This is a genomic window from Amycolatopsis sp. NPDC088138, assembly GCF_044741685.1.
Taxonomy (GTDB): domain Bacteria; phylum Actinomycetota; class Actinomycetes; order Mycobacteriales; family Pseudonocardiaceae; genus Amycolatopsis.
In genome coordinates this window covers 765,175-781,376 of record NZ_JBIUTB010000006.1, presented here as the reverse complement: position 1 = coordinate 781,376, position 16,202 = coordinate 765,175, and the positions used below count along the sequence as shown (strand labels likewise).

The 16,202-nt window shown below is 72.4% G+C and carries 15 protein-coding genes; 5 read left to right on the top strand and 10 right to left on the bottom strand.

What is annotated here, in order from left to right; all coding sequences use genetic code 11:
- The first annotated feature begins 21 nt into the window (after positions 1–21).
- Complete coding sequence (locus ACIOD2_RS35625; protein WP_400548343.1) at positions 22–1,014, top strand: methyltransferase; 993 nt, start codon at positions 22–24, stop codon at positions 1,012–1,014.
- A 379-nt stretch (positions 1,015–1,393) separates the two neighbouring features.
- Here ACIOD2_RS35625 and ACIOD2_RS35620 read toward each other — a convergent pair whose 3' ends face one another.
- The 8 genes from ACIOD2_RS35620 to ACIOD2_RS35585 form a co-directional block, all read right to left on the bottom strand.
- The gene (locus tag ACIOD2_RS35620) at positions 1,394–2,629 is read right to left on the bottom strand and encodes an FAD-dependent oxidoreductase (protein WP_400548340.1); all 1,236 of its coding nucleotides are present in this window, start codon (positions 2,627–2,629) and stop codon (positions 1,394–1,396) included.
- Entirely contained in the window at positions 2,626–4,287 is a 1,662-nt protein-coding gene (locus ACIOD2_RS35615; RefSeq protein ID WP_400548337.1) for a prenyltransferase/squalene oxidase repeat-containing protein, read from the bottom strand. The genes ACIOD2_RS35620 and ACIOD2_RS35615 overlap by 4 nt, the downstream gene beginning before the upstream one ends.
- Positions 4,284–5,294 (bottom strand): UbiA family prenyltransferase, encoded by a 1,011-nt coding sequence (locus ACIOD2_RS35610; protein WP_400548334.1) that lies wholly within the window; start codon positions 5,292–5,294, stop codon positions 4,284–4,286. The genes ACIOD2_RS35615 and ACIOD2_RS35610 overlap by 4 nt, the downstream gene beginning before the upstream one ends.
- A gap of 1 nt (position 5,295) precedes the next feature.
- Positions 5,296–6,285 (bottom strand): polyprenyl synthetase family protein, encoded by a 990-nt coding sequence (locus ACIOD2_RS35605; protein WP_400548331.1) that lies wholly within the window; start codon positions 6,283–6,285, stop codon positions 5,296–5,298.
- Positions 6,282–7,265, bottom strand: coding sequence for an aminotransferase class I/II-fold pyridoxal phosphate-dependent enzyme (locus tag ACIOD2_RS35600; protein ID WP_400548328.1), 984 nt, complete (start codon positions 7,263–7,265; stop codon positions 6,282–6,284). Before ACIOD2_RS35600 ends, ACIOD2_RS35605 begins: the two co-directional genes overlap by 4 nt.
- A gap of 545 nt (positions 7,266–7,810) precedes the next feature.
- The gene (locus ACIOD2_RS35595) at positions 7,811–8,968 is read right to left on the bottom strand and encodes a glycosyltransferase (protein WP_400548325.1); all 1,158 of its coding nucleotides are present in this window, start codon (positions 8,966–8,968) and stop codon (positions 7,811–7,813) included.
- Complete coding sequence (locus ACIOD2_RS35590; protein ID WP_400548322.1) at positions 8,965–9,102, bottom strand: hypothetical protein; 138 nt, start codon at positions 9,100–9,102, stop codon at positions 8,965–8,967. Before ACIOD2_RS35590 ends, ACIOD2_RS35595 begins: the two co-directional genes overlap by 4 nt.
- Before the next feature lie 118 nt (positions 9,103–9,220).
- Complete coding sequence (locus tag ACIOD2_RS35585; RefSeq protein WP_400548319.1) at positions 9,221–9,985, bottom strand: FkbM family methyltransferase; 765 nt, start codon at positions 9,983–9,985, stop codon at positions 9,221–9,223.
- Between the two features lie 221 nt (positions 9,986–10,206).
- Between ACIOD2_RS35585 and ACIOD2_RS35580 the strand changes: the two genes are divergently transcribed.
- Complete coding sequence (locus tag ACIOD2_RS35580) at positions 10,207–10,614, top strand: Lsr2 family protein (protein ID WP_323331290.1); 408 nt, start codon at positions 10,207–10,209, stop codon at positions 10,612–10,614.
- 163 nt (positions 10,615–10,777) lie between these two features.
- Here ACIOD2_RS35580 and ACIOD2_RS35575 read toward each other — a convergent pair whose 3' ends face one another.
- Positions 10,778–11,362 (bottom strand): TetR/AcrR family transcriptional regulator, encoded by a 585-nt coding sequence (locus ACIOD2_RS35575; RefSeq protein WP_400548316.1) that lies wholly within the window; start codon positions 11,360–11,362, stop codon positions 10,778–10,780.
- Between the two features lie 204 nt (positions 11,363–11,566).
- Here ACIOD2_RS35575 and ACIOD2_RS35570 point away from each other — a divergent pair, with 204 nt between their 5' ends.
- From ACIOD2_RS35570 to ACIOD2_RS35560, 3 genes are read left to right on the top strand one after another with little or no spacing between them, the layout of a single operon-like run.
- Positions 11,567–12,019 carry a (2Fe-2S)-binding protein gene (locus tag ACIOD2_RS35570; protein WP_400548313.1) on the top strand — a complete coding sequence of 151 codons (453 nt, stop codon included), beginning with the start codon at positions 11,567–11,569 and terminating at the stop codon, positions 12,017–12,019.
- Positions 12,006–12,968: an FAD binding domain-containing protein gene (locus ACIOD2_RS35565; protein WP_400548310.1), complete on the top strand. Its 963-nt coding sequence runs from the start codon at positions 12,006–12,008 to the stop codon at positions 12,966–12,968. Before ACIOD2_RS35570 ends, ACIOD2_RS35565 begins: the two co-directional genes overlap by 14 nt.
- The gene (locus tag ACIOD2_RS35560; RefSeq protein ID WP_400548306.1) at positions 12,965–15,151 is read left to right on the top strand and encodes a xanthine dehydrogenase family protein molybdopterin-binding subunit; all 2,187 of its coding nucleotides are present in this window, start codon (positions 12,965–12,967) and stop codon (positions 15,149–15,151) included. Before ACIOD2_RS35565 ends, ACIOD2_RS35560 begins: the two co-directional genes overlap by 4 nt.
- Here ACIOD2_RS35560 and ACIOD2_RS35555 read toward each other — a convergent pair.
- Entirely contained in the window at positions 15,139–16,038 is a 900-nt protein-coding gene (locus ACIOD2_RS35555; RefSeq protein ID WP_400548303.1) for an NAD(P)H-binding protein, read from the bottom strand. The genes ACIOD2_RS35560 and ACIOD2_RS35555 overlap by 13 nt on opposite strands.
- Positions 16,039–16,202: the final 164 nt, after the last annotated feature.

Sequence of the window (16,202 nt, the reverse complement as noted above, 5' to 3'; positions counted from 1 at the left end):
ACCCCCGCCGAAAGGACGCCGATGCCGAACGACGCCGCCGCCGAGCTCGCCCGCCTGGTCGACCTGGCGACCCCGTTCGCGATCCGTGCCGCCGTCGCGCTGCGGCTGCCCGAACTGGTCGCCGACGGCACCACGACGGCCGCGGACCTGGCCGCGGCCAGCGGATCCGACGCCGATTCGCTCGAACGACTGCTGCGGCACCTGGTGAACGTCGGCCTCTTCGCCGTCGAGGGCGGCGAGTATGCCCTCACCGACCTTTCGCGGGAACTGCTGAGTGAGCAGCAGCGCTGGCAGCGCGGCTGGCTCGCCCTCGACGGCCCGGGCGCGAAAATGGACCTCGCCTACAGCGGAATGCTGCATTCGGTCCGCACCGGCGAATCCGCGTACGGCCAGGCGCACGGCGTCGATTTCTGGGCCGATTACCGGCGCGACGAAAAACTGCGGCTGTTCTTCGGCGCCATCATGGCTGCGCACGCCTGGCAGACCGGCCCGGCGGTGGCCGCCGACTACGACTGGACCACGGTGAGCCGGGTGCTCGACGTCGGCGGCGGCATCGGTGCGCTGCTGAGCGAGGTCCTGCTGAAGCACCCGCACCTGCACGGCGCGGTGCTGGACCTGCCGCCGGTCCGCCCGGAGGCCGAGCAGGCCCTCGCCGACGCGGGGCTGGCCGACCGAGCGGAGTTCGTCGGCGGCAGCTTCTTCGACCCGCTGCCCACTGGCTTCGACGTCCTGCTGGTGTCGCGCGTGCTGACCGACTGGAACGACGAGGACGCCGCGAAGATCCTGCGCCGCTGCGCCGAAACGGGCGCGCGCGTGGTCGTCGTCGAGGTGCTGGCCGGAACCGAGCACGCGAAGAACAACTCGTCGTTCGACCTGCAGTCGCTGACCCTGCTGGGCGGCCGCGAACGCACGATCGACGATTTTCACGCGCTGGCCGCGGCGGCGGGGCTCGCGGTTCGCGGCACGCACGAAGGCCAGGGTGGGTTGGTCGTCGTGGAGTGCGTTGCCGTTTGAGGAAGGTGCGGCCCGGCCGGGAAGTCCCCGGCCGGGCTCACGGTCCGCGGCGCACACCAAGCCCGCCCGTCCACCACCGTGCGGCTGAAGTGCGAACCAGTCGACCAACCCACATACGAAGACCAGGGCGACCTGATCATCGAGGACTGCGGCCCGGCCGCGAAAACCTCGGCCCAGCGCACGGTCAGCAGCACACACCAAGTCCGCCCGACCGCCACGAAAACACCGCCGCGCGAACGAACCGCGAGCCGGCCGGGCTCGCGATCCGCGGCGCACACGAAGTCCGCCCGATCGCCGCGTGGCTGAAGCGCCAGCCACCCGACCACCCCACGCACGAAGGCGGCCCGGTCGTCGTCGAATGCCTTGGCGCCCGGGGAGGTCACGCCCAGGCCGGGAGGCGGCGGGCCCGCGGGTCCGGCAGCACGCCCAGCTGGTGCAGGCGGTCCACCGGGTTCAGCGGGTGCACCCCCAGGCCGGACATCGTGTGCATCACCGTGTAGCGGATGCGGTGGTTGCCGCCGGTGCCGCGCAGCGCCCGGCGGCCCGCCACCCGGCCGACCCACGACAGGTCCGTGATCATCCGGGCCGCGTTGTGGCTCGTGCGGCCGATCTGGGTCAGGTTCTCGCGGCGGGCCACGTCGTAGCGCGCCAGCGCGTGGTCGACGACCGCCGGGGTCAGCGAGCCGCCCTGGCGCAGCACCGCCGCCAGCTCGTGCGCGTCCGCGACGGCGCTGTTCATCCCCTGCGCGGCCATCGGGTGCACGGCGTGACCGCTCTCCCCGACCAGCGCGAGCCCGGGCACGGCCAGCGCGCCGGCCAGGAACCGGGACACCGGCAGCAGCTGACGGCCGCCGAGGTTCGCGTGGATCGCGTCCGCCAGCGGTGCCAGCGCGGGCGTCCCGCGCACCAAGCCGTCCGCCCAGGACGCCAGTCCAGCGGCGTCGAGGCCGCGCAGCTCATCCGGGCCGACCTGCGCGTACAGCCGCACCCGGCCGCCGGGCAGCGGGTACCGCAGCCGCAAGCCGCGTTCCGTGACGTACGCCGAGAAGTCCGCCTCCACCGAGGGCGCGCCGTGCAGCTCGAACGCCGCCAGCCGGTGCGGGTAGTCCTGCCGGCTCGCCTCGATGCCCGCCTCACGCCGGAGCCGCGACGAGATCCCGTCGGCCGCCACCACAAGAGCCGCGTCGACGACTTCGTCGGCCAGCCGCACGCCGGTCACCCTCCCACCCGAACGCACCAGGCCGCCGACGAGCACCCCGCGCCGGAAGTCCACTGTGGACGGCAGCGCCGAAGTCAGCGCTGCGAGGATCGCCGGGTAGTCGTGAGCCAGCAGCCAGGGCCGTTCGACGGGCAGCCGGCCATATTCGAGAGCCATCTGCGGCGCGCCCCCAGCATCTCGCGCCACCAAATTACCCAGTTTCAACGCGCCCTCCGGCGTCGCACCCCACTCGTCGAGGATCGCCAGCGACCCGGGCTGCAGCACCTCACCCTTCGCGACCGGTTTCACGGCCTCCTGCTTCTCGGCCAGCAGCACCCGATGCCCGAGACGGCCCAGCGCGCACGCGGCGGCCAGCCCGGCGACCCCGGCCCCGCAGACGACGACGTCGTACCTCATCGGCCGGCCACCTTCCGGTAGCGGGCCAGGGCTTTCAGCGCGAGACCGTGCGCGAGCGCGGGGTTCGGGTAGCGGCAGACGTGCCGCACGTACTCGTTGACACTCGCCGCGGGCCATCCGCCGCCGGGTTCCCGCCGCGCCAGCAGCCATTCGACGCCGGGCCGGACGACCTCGGGACCGGCCCCCGCGACCAGCAGCGCCGACACCGCCCAGCCGGTCTCCTCGACCGTGCCGGGGTCACCCGCCCCGGTACCCCACGAGCCGTCGCCGAGTTGGGTGCGCTCGAGCCACTCACGCGCGCGCCGCGCGGGGAGCGCGTCCGCCTGTCCCGCCTTCGCGAACGTCTGGAGCACGGCCGACGTCCCGGCGGTGTGCATCCGGTACCAGACGGACTCGAAACTGCCGTCGGGCAGCTGGGCCTTGGCGAACCAGCTCAGCGCCCGGCGCACGCGGCGGTCGTCGGCCGGGACGCCGGAGTCGAGCAGCCCGTCAACGGCCTGCGCGGTCATGTGCGGGCACGGGCCGCTGTTGGCCACCTTCGTGTTGCGGACGCACAGCCCCCACGAGCCGCGGGTGTCCTGCTGCAGCGTCAGCCAGGTGACGCCGCGGCGGATCGCCCCGGCCTGGTCGTCGCCGGGCAGGTGGCACAGCGCCGAGACGATCTCGCCGGTCTCCAGCGTCGCGGGCCAGCCGCGGGTGCCCGACCAGCCCCAGAACCCGGGCGGGCAGCCGAACGCCGTGAACGGACGATCCTGTTGCAGGCGAAGGAAAAGCTCCTTCACGGACGTCAGCCGGGGGTCACCCGCGTACCCGGCTTCGAGCAGGCCGGCGGTGGCGTACATCGACCACGTCAGGTCCAGCGGACCGCTCGCCCACGAGCCGTCGGGCGCCATCATCCGGCGGAACCAGCCGACGGCGGCGGTGACCATGTCGTCGCCGAGCCCGGCCCGGGCCAGGCCGGCGCAGACCAGCCCGGTGACCCAGGCGTCCTCGCACCACGCGCCGGTGCTGCCCTCGTGCTCGTAGACCTGACGGATCGCGGCCAGCGCGTTCGGCTCGGCCTTCCGGGACAGCGCTTTCTGCAGGCGGGTCAGCGGCTTGTGCCGCGTCTGGGCGAGGCCGAGCGCGTACACCATCGGCACGCGCAGGTCGAACAGCTTGCGGGACAGGCCGGGCAGCAGCGCGAGTTCCAGCGGGAACCGGCGCATGTCCGCCGGCGCCAGCCAGCCCGCGAAGCCGTAGAACTGGCGGCACCACGCGACGACCTCCGCGTGCGGGATCGCCTCCAGACCACCGGAATCGCGCATCCAGCGCTGCCCCGCGTCGACCTCCGCGGCGTTGCCTTCGGGGCCGGTCAGGTGCAGCACGGCCGAGGCCACCGCGGTCGGCCCGGCTTCGGACGCCTCGCCGGGCACCATCGCCCAGCCACCGTCGGCGGCCTGGGTGCGCTTGAGCCAGCCGACGCCGGCCTCGATCAGGTCGGCGGCGCCGCCGGGGTCGGCGAAGTGCAGCGCGCACACCGCGCCGACCGTGCCGAGAGTGGAGGTGAGGCTGCTGCCGCCGTAGTCGAACACGCCGTCCGCGCGCTGGGCCGCGAACAGCGCCTCGGCGCCTTCGGTGATCGCCTCGGTGAGCTGGTCGGCGCGCACGGACGTCATGCGGTGTCCTCTCCCCCGGCCGGGGCCGGGAACTCGTGGCGGGAGCGCATCAAAGCCTGGGTGACGAGCGAGAAGGCCAGCACCGGCGCGGCCAGCGCGAGCGCGAAGCGTGCACCGGCCGCCCCGGCGACGACGGCGGCGGCGAGCACCAGCCGTTCGGCGACGAGCAGTTCGTGGGCCCGCAACGCGGTCCGCGCAGGCACGGAATCCCGGCGCAGCAACGGAACGAACGCGGCGGCACCGACACCGGCAGCGACTGCGGCCAGGACGAGCTGGGCGACAGGATCGTCTGCGATGACCGAAGAAAGGGCGATCAAGACCACCCCGGCGGTGTACAGCCCCAGCGCGAGCCGGACCGCGGGCCGGAACCCGCGCTCGACCGGCACCGAGCGGTAGCCACCCGCGCGGTCGCCGTCGACGTCGCGGAGCGTGCCGACGAGGTTGGACGCTGTGTCGTGCAGCAGGAACCCGGCCGCGACCGGCAGCAACGCCCACGGCGGCCAGGGCGCGGCGACCATCGCGCCGATCGTCAGGGCCAGTGCGGTCAGGAAACCGCGGGAGGCGTTGCCGGCCAGCCCGCGTTTCTTGAACACCTTGCTGTAGCCGACGATCCCGGCCATCGCCACGGCGAACAGCGGGACGATTCGCCAGTTCGCCGTCACGAGCAGGACGGCCGACGCCGCCGCGCACGCGAGTCCGCCGCCGAGCGCCGCTTCGGCCGACAGCCGGCCCGACGGGATCGGCCGGTGCGGCTTGCCGATCGCGTCGAGCCCGCGGTCGAAGTAGTCGCCGAGGTAGTGCCCCGACAGCCAGCCCAGCGCGGGGGCGAACGCGGCGACGAGCAGCACGGCGGCACCAGACCCGCCCGCGACCACGGCCCCGGCCACGCCGAGCAGCGCCGGGTAGCACGTCGTGTAGGGCCGCCACGTCTGCACGTGGGCGACGGTGGCGCGCCCGGCCCGGCGCAGGAGGACGGCCGTCACCGGCGCACCCGAGGCGGTGGTCACGTCAGTGGTCCCGGTTCACGGCGAGGTCGGCGATCGCGGCCAGCAGGCCGGCGGCCCCGGTGACCGGCAGGACGCCGAGATCCGCCGTGGCCCGCGCGGCTTCCTCACGCGCACCCGCCACAGCCAGGTCAAGAGCCCCGCTGGACACGAGCACCTCCCGCAGCGTCTCGTGCGCGGCCTCGGGACGCAGGTCGCCGGACAACGCGCGTTCGACGCCGTGGCGCTCGGCCGCCGAGCCTTCGCGGTGCGCGAGCAGGACGGGGTAGGTCGGGCGGAGGTTGGCGGCGTCGCTCGTCCCGGGTTTGCCGGTGACGGCCGGGTCGGCGAGGAACGGCAGCAGGTCGTCGTACATCTGGAAAGCCAGGCCCGCGTGCTCCGCGAACGCCGTGACGACGTCGGCCTGCGCGCCCGAGCCACCGCCCAGCAGGGCCCCGGCCCGGCAGGCGCCGCGGAAGAGCGCGCCGGTCTTGAGCGAGGCCATCTCGAGGTAGGCGTCGAGGCCGCTGCCCGGCACGCCCGGACCCGGCGGCACGAGCAGCGCCTCCTGGACCTGGCCGCGGCACAGGTCTTCGCCCGCCTGGGCCAGCACGCGCACCGCGGCGACGACGGCGGCGTCCGGCGCCGCGCAGTCGGCGACCGCGCCGAACAGGCCGAGGATCAGCGCGTCCCCGGTGACGATGGCGTCGGCCACGCCGTAGCGCGCGTGCACCGACGCGCGGCCGCGGCGCAGGTCGTCACCGTCGATGATGTCGTCGTGCACGAGGGAGGCGACGTGCAGGTATTCGACGGCGAGCGCGGCGGGCAGCACGTCCTCCCGCGCCCCGCCGACGGCTTCGGCCGAGGCGACGAGCAGCAGGGGCCGCAGCAATTTGCCCGGGGAGAGCAGGGCGTAGCGGGCGATCTCGTCGAGGCGATCGCCGGTCGCGGGCCGCTGTTCGAGGGCCCGGCGCACGTCGGCGGCGGCGGCGGTATCGCTGATCAGCGCGGTCATCCGGCGAACTCCTTGGCCAGCATCAGGACGGCGTCGTTGGCTTCGGGCGTGCCGGTGCTCACCCGCACCCCGGCGCCGCCGATCTCCCGGACCGCGACACCGTGCGCGGCCAGGTAGTCCACAAAGGACTTATTGCGCTCGCCCAGCCGCAGCCACAGGAAGTTCCCGCCGCTGACCGGCACGTCCCAGCCCAGCTCCAGCAGCCCCGCACGGACGCGATCGCGTTCGGCGGCGACTTCGGCGCAGCGCTCCCGCATGACGTCGTCCGCCTCCAGCGCCGCCAGCGCGGCCGTCTGGGCGACGGTCGGGACGCGGTAGAACGGCAGCGTCGGCCGCAGCGCGGCGGCCACCGGTTCGGCCGCGACGAGGTAACCGACCCGCAGGCCGAGCAGGCCGTGGGACTTGGAGAACGTCCGGACGACGGCGACCCGGTCATCGGCCAGCTCGAGACCGTCGGCGACCTCGGCCGGGTCGGCGAACTCGCGGTAGGCCTCGTCGATCAGCACGAGCACGTCCGGCGGCAGCGCGTCGAGGAACGTCCGGAGTGCGTTCTCCCCCAGCACTTCCCCGGTCGGGTTGTTCGGGTTGCACAGGAGCACGACCCGCGTCTCCGGGGTGACGGCCGCTGCGAGCGCGGCCAGGTCCTGGTGATCGTCCGGCGAGGCCACCGCGACCGGCCCGGCGAACGCGTTGCGGATCAGCAGCGGGTACAGCTCGAACGACGGCCAGGCGTGCACCACCCGCCCGGCCCCGGCATGCGCGGTGAGGAACTGCTGGAGCAACGCCCCGGACCCGGCACCGGCCACCACCCGGGCCGGGTCGAGCCCGTGCCGACGGGCGATTTCCGTGCTCAGCCCGGTGGCCAACGCGTCGAGCGTGCGATGGATGTCGCCGAGGCTTTCTTCGATCGCGCGACGCACTCCCGGCAGGGGTGCGGAATGGTTTTCGTTCAACGAGAGCTGGTGTTCGATCTCGGACACGTGGTCAGCCTTTCCCGCACCGAGCGCGGGCCATTTCCGCCCGTCGCCGAATTTCGGATTGCCGCCGTATTCAGTGTGCTGCCCACCGGAAGACGGTGTCAAGACGCCGTTCGCCTTCTGTCCACCAGCACGGGAAACCGGTCAGAAGCCGCTCATTCCCTAGGGAAACGACCAGACTTTCCATGCTCTACAAAGAATCGATCGACGCAATTGCCTAGAATCGCGCGCGTCACGGAAACAATCGTGCAACACCCGGGAAACCCCGCATTTTCGATGCGCTCAGCGCAACGCGGCGAGGTCCGCACCGAGACGGGTGCGCTCAGAGCACCGCGGCCAGAACGTGGAACCCCGTCAACTCCCGCACCAGACCCGCGAACCCCGCCGCTTCCTCACGAAACTCCGGCGCCAACACCGCACACACCCCCGAAGCCAACGCCTCAGCCGAGTCCACAGCCAGGCCGAGACCCAGCCCGGCGATCCCGCGAGCGTTGGCGACAGCACCACCAATCGCGCAACACCCCGGAATCCCGCACTGTCCGATGCGCTCAGCGCAACGCAGCAAGATCCTCAGCGAGAACGTCAAACCCTGGCAACTCCCGCACCAAACCCGCGAACTCCGCCGCCCGGTCGCGGAACTCCGGCGCCAACACCCGCAAACACGCCGAAGCCAGCACCTCAGGCGACGCCTCAGCCGGGTCCACAGCCACCCCAAGCCCCAGCTCTGAAACACGCCGAGCATTGGCAGGCTGGTCGGCGAACAGCGGCAGCACCACCATCGGCGTCCCCGAACGCAGCGCCTCCTGGACACCGCCGAACCCGCCGTGGGACAGGAAGAGCAACGCGCGGCCGAGCAGCCGTGACTGCGGCGCGAACGGCACGATCCGGACGTTCGGCGGCCGCGGCCCGGTCCACTCGGCGGGGCCGGTGGACAGCACCGCCGGCCCCGGCAGCTCACCGAGGGCCAGCGCCATCGCCGCCAGCAACCGGGACGCCTCGGGCACCACCGTGTGCGCGACCGTGCCCAGCCCGGCGACGGCCAGCGGCGCGAAGTCCGCGACACCGGGATCGTCGGTGCGGTAACAGCGCAGCGACGGCACGGGGTCCGCGTACCACCGGGCCGGGACGACCGCGGCGAGCAGGCCGTCGTTCGGACGGCCAGGGTCACCCTGATCACCTAGAACGCCCAGGGCGACCAGCTCGGCGTTGAGCGTGTCGTGCAGGAACGGCAGGTGCGCCGCGGTGCCCGGCGCGATGTCGAGCACCGCGCGCGGCAGCCCGAGCTTGACCGCGGCCAGGTAACCGCCGAACTCGTTGCACTCCCGCACGAGCACGTCCGGCCGCCACCGCTCCGCCGCCGCGATCAGGTCGCGCGCGAAGATCCCGGCCAGCGGCCCGGCGAACGCCTTGGTCAGCGCGCCCGGCTCCTCGCGGGCGCGGGCGGTGTCGGCGGCTTCCTCGTCCTCGGCGCCGGGCATGCCGGGGCTCGACAGGACGGCGGGGTCGGCGAGGAGCTGCTCCAGCGTGCGCACGTGCGGCAGCGGCAGGTGCTCGATGCCGTGGCGCGCCAGCTCGTCCGCCATCGCCGGGGCGGTGGCGACGGCGACGGCGTGCCCGGCCTTCTGCAGCGCCTTCGCCACCGGCACGAGCACCGGCACCAGGTGCGAGTAGTAGGGCAGGCAGGTCAGCAGGATCCGCGCGCTCACCGCCACGCCCGCACGGCCTCGATGTCCAACCCGGCCAGCACACCCTCAGGACGCGCAGCAGTGACGCTGAAACCGCGCGCCGCCAGCAGCGCGCGAATGCGCGGCCCGTCGTGCTGCGTCTCCATCACCGCCACGCCCGCACGGTCTCGGTGCCCAGCCCGGCCAGCACACCCTCAGGACGCGCAGCGCTGACAGTGAAACCACGCGCCACCAGCAGCGCGCGAATGCGCGGCCCATCGAGCCGCATCCCCATCACCGCCGCCCCCACACGGTCTCGATGTCCAGCCCAGCCAGCACACCCTCAGGACGCGCAGCAGTGACGCTGAAACCACGCGCCGCCAGCAGCGCGCGGATGCGCGGCCCGTCATGCTGCGTCTCCAGCACGACCTGCCGGATCCGTGGCCAGTCGGTTTCCGCGATTCCGGCGAGCACGTCCGCCTCCGCGCCTTCGACGTCGATCTTCAGCAGGTCGATCGGGCCGGTGAAGCCCGTCCGGGCGAGCACGGCCGAAAGCGGTTCGACCGGCATCCGCACTTCGGAGGCCGTCGCGAAAAGGCGTTCGCGGTATTCACGTTCGGCCGCCGTTCCCGGCAGCCGGGACACCTCGGCCTTGAGGTCCGGGTAGCGCGTCGAATTGCCCGGCAGGTCTTCGAAATAGGTGAAGGCGACCTCGCCCTCCGCCCGCGCGCCGAGCGCGGCCCGCAGCGGGGTGACGCCGAGGCAGCCGTGCCGGCCGAGATTCGCTTCGAGGGCGGCGTAGGTCGCGGGCATCGGCTCGATCGCGAGGACCCGGGCCTTCGGGTACCGCGTTTTGACGTAGAGGCTGAACAGCCCGACGTTGGCCCCGGCGTCGACCACCACGGCGTCCCCGCCGAGGGTGATCCCGCCTTGCAGGTAGCAGTTGCCGTGGAAGATCTCGTCGTGGATGAAGCCGATCTCAGCCGTGTCCCCTGACGTGCTCTGCGGCACGTAGCAGCCGAAACCGGCTTCGAGTTCGACGTACCGAAGCGGTGTCATCGGGCCATCCTCGCCGTTTCCCCGATGCCGGACCACCCGCTAGCCGGTGAAGTGTGGGTGGATCCGGAGACAAAGAGCGAATTTGAGTGACACTTGATTAGCTAACTCGTTCGCCTACATACGCGCCGGTATGTCGGCTGCTACGCTCCACAGTGGATCGGGCATTTATCGTGCGTTCGGTCACAGTCGCACTACGGACATCAACGTCAAGGAGCAGCCCCATGGCCCAGAAGGTCCTCGTCGAAATGCTGGACGACATCGACGGCAGCCCCGCCAGCCACACCGTTCCGTTCGGCCTCGACGGCGTCAGCTACGAGATCGACCTTTCGGACGACAACGCCGCCGCGCTGCGCGAGGAGCTCTCCCGGTTCATCGCCGCGGGCCGCAAGACCGGTGGCCGCAAGGTGCGCGTGGCGACCGGCCAGTCGACGGCCGCGAGCTCGGCCGACCGCGAGCGCTCCCGCGCGATCCGCGCCTGGGCCAACGAGAACGGCTACGACGTCTCCGAGCGGGGCCGCCTGTCCTCGGAGATCGTCAACGCCTACGACGAAGCCCAGCTGCAGGCCGCCGCTCCGGCACCGGCCCGCAAGCGGGCGCCGCGCAAGAAGGTCGCCGCCGCGAAGAAGTAATGACGTGCGCGCCGGTCACTGGGGAGAGATCGGGAAGGCCGGACCGCCGGCGGCGAGACTCCAGCACTCGCCGCCGGTGGATTCCCGGCCGTTTTCCGGAAAGAATGAACCGGACAGCCGTTGTCATTTCGCTGGTCACCGCGGTGGAAATACCCGCGGGCTTTCAGCGGCAGGGTCCGTCGCCGGGCGCGGCCATTCCCCGCCACAGCAGATCCGCCAGGTCCGCCGCGTGCCGCCGCCACTCCCCGTTCGGGTCGAGGTAGAGCAGGCCGCCGAGGCCGCGCAGCACCGTCACCGGGTCCAGGTCCGCGCGGACCGCGCCCGCTTCCGCATTCGCCTTCAGCAACGTCGTGACCGCGCCGACCATCGACTCGTACGCGCTCGCCGGCAGTTCGCCGCGGGACGCCGTCGCCGTGCGCAGGGCGTCCGCCAGGCCGCGCTTGGTCATCATGTAGTGCGCCAGGTGGTCGGTCGCCCAGACGCGGAACGCCTCGTGCGGCGCGTACTTGCCCAGCAGCACCGGCACGACGTCGACGAGGTGCCGCACCTCACGTTCGTAGACCGCAAGGATCAGCGCTTCCGGGGTCGGGAAGTGCCGGTAGACCGTGCCGACACCGACTTCGGCGCGCTTCGCGATCGCGTTGAACGAGACGTCGCCCGTGGCGGCGAGGGACTCGGCGGCCGCGACGAGGATGCGTTCGTGGTTGCGCCGGGTGTCCGCACGCCGGGGGCTGACCGATCCCGTCATCGTCCCTCCCGGTGGTTGTCGTCCCAGGTGAATGTAGTGCAGCACGGCTCTGACCTGGAGCAACTCCAGGTCTCGGGCTCGTTGCGAAGCGGATTGTAATCCGCTAGCCTCGCCAAGAGGTGAAGCGGATGAGTATCCGGTACACCTGGCTCCCACCACGACGCCGTTCAGGCTCCCACCCGGACGATCTGCGGAAAGAGACCAGTGGACATCTCCCTCCAAGTCAATGGCAGTACCGAGCACCTGGACGTCGACCCCGGCGTCACCCTGCTCGACGCCCTGCGCGAACGCCTCGAGGTCACCGGCCCGAAGAAGGGCTGCGACCGGGGCCAGTGCGGCGCCTGCACGGTGCACGTCGGCGGCAAGCCCGTGCTGTCGTGCCTCACCCTCGCGGCCGCCGTCAAGCAGCCCGTGACCACCGTCGAAGGACTGTCCACAGGGGACGACCTGCACCCGGTGCAGCGGGCGTTCGTGGACCAGGACGCGCTGCAGTGCGGCTTCTGCACCTCGGGGCAGATCATGTCGGCGGTCGCGGCCGTCGAGCAGGACGTCACCGACGTGCGCGAGTTCATGTCCGGCAACCTCTGCCGGTGCGCGGCCTACCCGAACATCGTCGCGGCCGTCGAGCAGGCCAGGAGGGCCGATGCGTCCCTTTGAGCTGACCGCGCCGACCACCCTCGACGACGCGCTCGCCACGCCCGGCACGTTCCTGGCCGGCGGCACGACCCTCGTCGACCTGATGAAGCTGAACGTCCTCACCCCGCAGCACGTGCTGGACATCAACAACGTCCCGCTGCGCGGCATCGACACCACCGACGGGCTGCGGTTCGGCGCGCTGGAGCGGATGAACGACATCGCCGCCCACCCCGGCGTGTACCCGGCGATCTCGCGCGCGCTGCTGCTGAGCGCGTCCCAGCAGATCCGGAACATGGCCAGCATCGGCGGGAACCTGCTGCAGCGCACCCGCTGCTCGTACTTCCGCGACGTCGCCACGCCGTGCAACAAGCGCGTGCCCGGCAGCGGCTGCCCGGCGCTCGAAGGCGCCAACCGGATGCACGCGATCCTCGGCACCAGCGACTCCTGCGCGGCGACGCACGCGAGTGACGTAGCCGTCGCCCTCGTCGCGCTCGACGCGGAACTGCGCCTGGCCGGCCCGGACGGCACCCGCACGGTGAAGCTCGGCGACTTCTACCGGCTGCCGGGCGACACGCCCGGCGTCGAGAACGACCTGCGCACCGGTGAGCTGATCACCGAGGTCGTCGTGCCGAAGCTGGACTGGGCCGCGAACTCCACCTACGTCAAGGTGCGCGACCGGCAGTCCTACGAGTTCGCGCTGTGCTCGGCCGCGGTCGCGCTGGACGTCCGGGACGGCGTGATCGCCGACGCCCGGATCGCCGCCGGCGGGGTCGGGACGGTGCCGTGGCGGCTGCCCGCCGTCGAGGACGCCCTGCGCGGCAAGCCCGCGACGCAGGAGTCCTTCGAGGAGGCCGCTTCCGTGGCCGCCGAGGGCGCCCGGCCGCTGTCCGAAAACGCTTTCAAGGTGCCGCTGCTGAAGCGGACCCTCGTCCGCGCGTTGCTCGAACTGACCGAGGAGAGCACCCGATGACCGCCGCCCGTCTCGACGCGCCGGTGAAGGTCACCGGCCGGGCCAAGTACGGCGCCGACCACCACTTCCCCGGCATGGTCTACGGCTGCGTCGTGCTCAGCACGGTCGCCAACGCCGAGCTCGAAGCCATGGATGTCACCGCGGCGAAGAGCGCGCCCGGCGTGCTCGGCGTCTACTCGCCGTTCGACCCGCTGGAGCTGCGCACCCCGGTCTCGCCGCTGTTCGGCGAGACGTGGGTGCCCATGCAGACCAAGGAGGTCGCCTACTACGGCCAGGCGATCGGCTTCGTCGTGGCGGAGACGTTCGAGCAGGCCCGTGACGCGGCGATGCTCGTCGAGGTCACCTACCGCACCCGGCCGGCGCTGACCTCGCTCGAGGACGGCCTCGCCACCGCGGAGGACGCCCCGCCGGGCCGGGACGGCACGCCGTCGACGTTCGAGATCCTCGAAGACGGCGTCGAATCCTTCGACGACGCGCTGGCGGCGAGCCAGGTCGTGGTCGAGGCGACCTACCACACGGCGACCCAGAACCACGCCGCGATGGAGCCGCACTCGGCCGTCGCGGTCTGGGACGACGGCGAACTGACCGTCTACAGCGGGAACCAGGGCGCGCACCTGCAGGCCCAGGAGCTGGCGAGCGCGCTGGACCTGCCCGCCGAAGCCGTGCACGCGCTGAACCCGTACGTCGGCGGCGCGTTCGGCGGCAAGGGCCGGACGTCCGCACCGGCGTTCCTGGCCGCCGCCGCGGCCCGGGCCCTCGACCGGCCGGTGAAGGCCGCGCTCACCCGCGAGCAGGTGTTCACCGCGACCGCCGGCCGCGCGGCGACGGTCCAGAAGATGACGCTGGGCGCCGAACGCGACGGCACGCTCGTCGCCCTGCGCCACGACTCCTGGTGCAGCACCGACGTCCACCGCGGATTCGTCGAGCCGACGTCGCACGGCACGTCCCGCGAGTGGTACGCCACCCGCAACCTGCACATCAGCCAGAAGGTGGTGCCGCTCAACATCCCGCCGACGACGTTCATGCGGGCGCCGGGCGAGGCACCCGGGTCGTTCGCGCTGGAGAGCGCGATCGACGAGCTGGCCGTCGCGCTCGACATGGACCCGATCGAGCTGCGCCAGAAGAACAACTCGACCGCGCCGCCGGGCCACGACCTGCAGTGGTCGAGCAAGCACCTGGACGAGTGCTTCGAGATCGGCGCGCAGCGGTTCGGCTGGGTGCACCGCAAGCCGCACGGGGAGGCCGACGGCGACTGGCAGGTCGGCCTCGGCACGGCCACGGCGATGTTCCCCGCCCTGCGGTTCCCGGCGACCGTCGGCATCACGCTGCAGGACGACGACACGGCCGTGGTCGCCACGAGCGGCGCGGACCCGGGCACCGGCCTGCTGACCGTGCTTTCGCTGGTGGGCGGGGAATCGCTGGACATCGCGCCGGAGAAGATCGTGCCCAAGCTCGGCGACTCGGCACTCCCGCCGGGCGGCCTGTCCGGCGGCTCGACCGCGACGGCGAGCGTCGGCACGGCCATCATGATCGCCGCGACGAAGGCCATCGACGAACTGGTGGCGCTCGCGGCCGATCCCGGCGCGCCGTTCGAAGGCGCCGAGGTCACCTACGCCGACGGCCGCGTGCTGGCCGACGGGAAGTCGATGACGTTCGGCGAGCTGCTGCGGGCCGTCGGCCGGACGTCGCTGGAGGTCACCGGCTCGTCGGCCCCCGGCGAGGAGCTGACCAAGCACTCCTTCAGCTCGTTCGGCGCGCAGTTCTGCGAGGTCCGCGTGCACAAGTGGACCCGCGAGGTGCGGGTGTCCCGGATGCTCGGCGTCTTCGACACCGGCCGGATCATCAACGCGCGGGCGGCCCGCAGCCAGCTGATCGGCGGGATGATCTGGGGCGTGTCGGCCGCGCTGCACGAAGGCCTGGAGATCGAGGCCAACGGCCGGCTCGCGAATGGCGACTTCGCGAGCTACCTGCTCCCGGTGAACGCGGACATCCCGGAGGTCGACGTCCACTTCGTCGAGTACCCGGACACGCTGCACAACGCCGTGGGCGCCAAGGGGCTCGGCGAGATCGGCACGGTCGGGATGGCCGCGGCCATCGCCAACGCCGTGTACAACGCCACCGGCGTCCGGGTCCGCCACATCCCGATCGCCATCGAGGACCTGCTGGCGGATCAGCCGGTGTAGAACTCCTTGCGCCCGGCGACGAACTGTTCCACCGTCTGCGGCCGCTCCCCGGTGACACGCTCGACGTCATCGGTGGAGCGGTCGTAGCGGTTTTCGCGGTGCAGCCTCGCCATCGTCGCGATGTGCTGCTCGGTGTGCGGCGGCAGGCCCGCCTTCGCGAGCACCTCGGCGCGCCAGACGTCCAGCGGGACGTCCACATAGGACACCTCGCGGCCGAGCGCCGCCGAGAACCCGGCCGCGACGCCGGTCAGGTCGAGCGTCCGCGGGCCGGTCAGCTCGTACACCTTCCCGGCGTGCTCGCCCGGGTCACGCAGGATGGTCGCCACCACCCGGGCGACGTCGACCGCGGCGACCGGGGACGTGCGGCCCGTCCCGAACGGCAGCTCCAGCGTGCCGCGCTCGCGGATCGACCGCGCGGCCAGCGTCGTGAACAGCGGGTTGTCCAGGAAGGACGTCGGGCGCACGTGCACCACGGGCAGCCCCGACCAGTCCAGCACCCGCTCCGAAAGCCAGTGCAGCCGCTGCTGGCGGGACTCCGCGGTACTGGTCACGGTCATCTGGGACACCGTCATCTGCGACATGTCCACCAGCACGTCGAGGGCGCCGAGCTCCTTCGCGACGGTGGCCAGCACGGTCGCGGCGAGCAGCTGGTCCGGCGAGACGCTGAGCCCGAAGTACGCGCGGCCGACGCCGTCGAGCGCGGCCGCCACGGTCTCGGGCCGGGTCAGGTCGCCGGTGACGACCTCCGCGCCCAGCGCCCGGACCCCGGCCGCCCGCTCGTCGTCGCGGCGGACCATGACCCGCACCGGCAGGTCGTGCGCGCGCAGCCGCTCGGTGACGAGACGGCCCACGCCGCCGGCGCCGGTGACGAGAACGAGATCGGCCATGGGGGTCCTCCTAGCTCGCGTGTTGTCACCTCATAGTGCCAGAAAGTCACGTCCATCTGCTGAGTTGCGTAATGAAACTAACTCCTCCCGGACAGGCTGCCCGGCCGTTACCCATCCGCGACGATCACGGGCCGATTCGCCCATGACGCGGCCGGTCCGCCGTC